The organism is uncultured Clostridium sp. (assembly GCF_947036855.1).
In the GTDB taxonomy this organism is placed as follows: Bacteria; Bacillota; Clostridia; order Clostridiales; family Clostridiaceae; genus Sarcina.
This window is the reverse complement of record NZ_CAMQRY010000179.1, coordinates 1-3991: the sequence shown is the minus strand read 5'-3', so window position 1 is coordinate 3991 and position 3991 is coordinate 1. Positions and strand designations below refer to the sequence as shown.

Annotated in this window: 5 protein-coding genes; 4 read left to right on the top strand and 1 reads right to left on the bottom strand. The window is 27.0% G+C overall.

Translation table 11 applies throughout. The annotated features are described in order from the left end of the window. The first annotated feature begins 503 nt into the window (after positions 1-503). Both Q0V15_RS12310 and Q0V15_RS12305 read left to right on the top strand, forming a co-directional pair. A complete protein-coding gene (locus Q0V15_RS12310) occupies positions 504-839 on the top strand; it encodes a zinc ribbon domain-containing protein YjdM (RefSeq protein ID WP_297439438.1) in 336 nt (111 codons plus the stop codon). A gap of 131 nt (positions 840-970) precedes the next feature. Continuing rightward, a complete protein-coding gene (locus tag Q0V15_RS12305) occupies positions 971-1996 on the top strand; it encodes a TRM11 family methyltransferase (RefSeq protein ID WP_297439437.1) in 1026 nt (341 codons plus the stop codon). An 84-nt stretch (positions 1997-2080) separates the two neighbouring features. On the opposite strand, the gene Q0V15_RS12300 is transcribed toward Q0V15_RS12305, so the two are convergent. Continuing rightward, on the bottom strand, positions 2081-2338 hold the full coding sequence (locus Q0V15_RS12300) for a hypothetical protein (protein WP_297439436.1): 258 nt from the start codon (positions 2336-2338) through the stop codon (positions 2081-2083). Positions 2339-2986: 648 nt separating this feature from the next. Between Q0V15_RS12300 and Q0V15_RS12295 the strand changes: the two genes are divergently transcribed. Together Q0V15_RS12295 and Q0V15_RS12290 are read left to right on the top strand one after the other, a co-directional pair. Then, complete coding sequence (locus Q0V15_RS12295; protein WP_297439435.1) at positions 2987-3367, top strand: hypothetical protein; 381 nt, start codon at positions 2987-2989, stop codon at positions 3365-3367. 274 nt (positions 3368-3641) lie between these two features. Next, positions 3642-3818 (top strand): hypothetical protein, encoded by a 177-nt coding sequence (locus Q0V15_RS12290; protein WP_297439434.1) that lies wholly within the window; start codon positions 3642-3644, stop codon positions 3816-3818. Positions 3819-3991: the final 173 nt, after the last annotated feature.

Sequence of the window (3991 nt, the reverse complement as noted above, 5' to 3'; positions counted from 1 at the left end):
CATGTTATGCATCAGGTCCAGAAGCAATGCTTGGTGGTGGAATAATAACATTCCTTGGATGGTTATTATACGGATTACAAGCTAATAGATTTGTAGGTAAAGATTCACAAGATGAAGGTTTATATACAGATAAAGTTAAAAAATAATATTTTATAAGGGCTAGTGAAAACTAGCTCTTTTTTATATTAATTTGAAAGAAGAGTTTTAATATTATCTCGTGTATTTAAATATAAGGAAAATAGAAAGTTTAACTTTTAAAAATTGTTAAAACTAGGTATATAAGGGCTCGGTTTGAAATTGTTAAAATATTATGATATTATGTTATCCTATAGGTGAATGCCTATATGTTCTTTGTTTAAGGTAATTATTATATAACTTATATTTGGGTAAAATATATTTGAGTCTATAATATAGGATGGAATTCAACTTACAAAGAAATACGAAAACAGATGATGAATTATTCTTTAGAGTAAAAGAATAATATCTTTAGGAGGAATTTTAAAATGAGTATACCAAATTGTCCAAAATGTAAGTCAGAATATGTTTATGAAGATGGAAGTTTATTAGTTTGCCCTGAATGTGCACATGAGTGGGCTGCTGGAGAAGTTATTGTTGATGAGTTTGCTTTAATTGTTAAAGATTCAAACGGAAACTTACTTCAAGATGGAGATTCAGTTACAGTAATAAAAGACCTTAAAGTTAAAGGAGCTACATCAGCTCTTAAAAAAGGTACAAAAGTTAAAAGTATAAGACTTGTTGAAGGGGATCATAACATTGATTGTAAAATTGATGGTTTTGGTGCTATGAGTCTTAAATCAGAGTTTGTTAAAAAATTATAATTAGTTTTTTGAAAGAATTGGGTTTCCAATTCTTTTTTTTACTTTAAAATAGAGATGAAATATAGCATTTTATAACTACGTAATGTAAAATAGAATAATAGAAATTACGAAAGCAAAGAGGTAGGATACATATGAATCAATATGCGATTTTAGCAAATCCAGGACATAATAGAATTTATTTTGATACAGCAATGAGTATTGCTTGTTCAGAACTTCAAGCAATTACTTTAGCTTATGATATAGAGCTTATGGAGGTTGGAGAAAAAGAGATTGGACTTCCAGCTTGTATTTGTTTTAAAACAAGTGAGCCATTAACAGAAGAAGTTTTAAAAGCAATTGGAACATCTTCAATTTACTATGCTTTATTTGAGATTGTAGATGGTGGATTACTTAGAACAGTAGCACCAAAAGATTTTAAAACTTTCCCAGAGAGCATGACACAAATTTTAAGATATACAGGGAAAACAAATGAGCAATTTACAAGACTTATGGTTAATTTAGCTATTAGTGCTTGTAAAACTAAAACACCAGTTCTTAGACTACTTGATCCTATGTGTGGTAAAGGTACTACATTATATGAAGGATTAATTAGAGGACTTGATGTTAGTGGTATAGAGATTGATGAAAAATGGGTACATGAAATTGAAACTTTCATTGTTAGATTTATGAAAACAGGAAAGTATAAGCATAGAATACAAACTGCTAAAATACCAGGACCAAATGGTAAGAAGATGGCAGATAGTTTTACTTTAACAGCTGCTACTGAAAAAGAAGATTTCCTTGCAGGAGATTTTCAAACTATGCAGTTATATTCAGCTGATACAAGAAAAGCTGAATTACTATTAAAGAAAAAATCAGTTGATATTATAGTTTCAGACCTTCCATATGGAGTTCAGCATGGAGCTAAAGCAGGTAGTGTTAAAGAGAGAAGTCCTTTATGGATTTTACAAGCAGCATTACCAGGGTGGCATAGTGCATTAAAAACTAAAGGATCAATAGTTCTTGCATTTAATGAATTTACTATGAGAAGAGAAGAGCTTGCAGCCCTTATGGAGGAAAAAGGTTTTACAGTTTTAGATGATGAACCTTATATAAATTACCTACATAGAGTTGACCAATCTATAAATAGAAATATAATAGTTGCAGTTAAAGCTTAATATAAACTAAGTGAAGCTACCATTTAATTTAAAGGGTAGCTTCACTTTATAGTTTAGTAGAAATTATAGTAAATTATTAGATTACTATCTTAGTGTGCTATTAATTATGTCATCAAGTTTCATAATAATTTTTATAACTTCTTCACTAGTAATTTGCATTTTAAGTAATTTATTTCTAAAGTCTTTTCTAAATTTAGGATATGCAACAGGTGTAGTTAAAGTTGTTCCATCTTCTTTAATTAATTGAACTTTAGGCATTGGTGTACTTGGTGTAATAATAACTGATTCACCAGTGCTTAGTTTTACATTATAGTTTTTTTTATTTCTGTTTGATTCTGCCATATTTTCTCCTTCAATAGATAAAAATACCTAGTTAATGTTTTATTTATAGTTTAAATTATATCTCTTAGTATAATATCATTTTAAAGCAAATTTATCTATTTTAGAAGTATTTATGACTATGTATAGATAGTATTTGGTTGAAGGATAAATAATTTAAATATAATAAAATTACAGAAAAAAGCTACAGATAATTTTTTAGTAATTATCTGTAGCTTTTTTTTAATATGCTTTTCCAATGAATCATATAGGGATCGATTTATTACAAAAACATACATAAAAGTTAAATAAAAAAATTAATATATAAAGCATCTACATAATAAGATTAATCTAAACTTTTATAAATAGATGTTAGCTAAGTGCTTTCATCTATTATTTATATTATCATTTGAAGTATATTTTGTAAAAAGTGATTTTTTTGAAATTTTTAATATTGAAAAGGTAATCTTATATTGAAATTCAAGTGAAGGATAAGAAATTTTATTTTTAAGGTGAAAAAACAGGGGGTTTAGTGTTTTTAAAGTAAATATTACACGAATTGTTTTAATACTTCCGATAGTAGTAAAGGGCGAGAGTTTTTAGAAAAATATAATTAATGATGTATAATATAATTAATGAAAAGATTATTTTAAGATAAGAGAGGTTTTTAAAATGGATTTAGTAAAAGTTTATAATGAATATACAAAAGTGAGTAATTTATATATGGAATATATTGATGAGCTTGCATATGCTGACTTAGGTGACTGTAGTGATGAAAAAATATTAGAAAAGTTGAAAGAATACCAAAGAATGTTTGAAGATATGAAAATAAAATCTGATGTTTTAGAGGTTGATGAAGAGAATAAAAATAATCTGCAAGATTTAAAGTATTTTGTTATGGATGCTTTATTTGCTGCACTTGATTTAACTACTTTCTATAGTTATAAAGAAGTTGAGAGATTTAAAATGAGAGCTGCTAATTATGTTAGTAAGAAAAGAAGAGCACAAGTTTTTGGTGAATCAAGAGATAGTACATGCAGAGTTGGTTTTTAAATTTTAGAGTTGCCATTTAGGCAACTCTTTTTTATATATAAAATACACATAATTATTTGAGATAATGTTTTATAGATATATATGAAGAAACTAAAAGACCGTTTAATGTTAATGTATTTGGACTTGCTACTGTTAGTAAAAAGTTTTACCTTATATGAGAAAAGAAAGGTCTGGGCTTGTTATAAATATTTTTTCAATTGTTGGAAAAGTAGCATTTCTATTTATGAGATGATACTCAGCATTTAAGCATGTTGTTAAAGGGCTTTCAGATGCTATGAGAATAGAGGTTCAACCATTTGGTGTAAAAGTAGTAATAGTAGAACTAGATGTTGTTAAAACTGGTTTTGATAGTGTTGTGGCAGGTTACTTTATTAATACAGATAATGATTATGAAATAACAACTGAAAAGTTTAGAAAGAGCTTTATAAAAAAGGAGGAAACCAATAGTTAATAAATATATAGATAAATGTGTTTAAATGTGTTTAAATATGTTTAAATATGTTAATATATACTCAAAGGAGTTGGTTAACATAAACACTAATAATATAACAAATTATAAACCTAGTGAATTTGCAGAACTTTTAAACGTATCTGTTAAAACATTACAACGTTGGGACAGAGATA

What these genes read in the sequence shown, in the direction of transcription:
- Q0V15_RS12295 (WP_297439435.1), top strand. Translation starts at nt 2,987, where the DNA reads ATGGATTTAGTAAAAGTTTATAATGAATATACAAAAGTGAGTAATTTA.
- Q0V15_RS12290 (WP_297439434.1), top strand. Translation starts at nt 3,642, where the DNA reads ATGAGAATAGAGGTTCAACCATTTGGTGTAAAAGTAGTAATAGTAGAA.
- Q0V15_RS12310 (WP_297439438.1), top strand. Translation starts at nt 504, where the DNA reads ATGAGTATACCAAATTGTCCAAAATGTAAGTCAGAATATGTTTATGAA.
- Q0V15_RS12305 (WP_297439437.1), top strand. Translation starts at nt 971, where the DNA reads ATGAATCAATATGCGATTTTAGCAAATCCAGGACATAATAGAATTTAT.
- Q0V15_RS12300 (WP_297439436.1), bottom strand. Translation starts at nt 2,338, where the DNA reads ATGGCAGAATCAAACAGAAATAAAAAAAACTATAATGTAAAACTAAGC.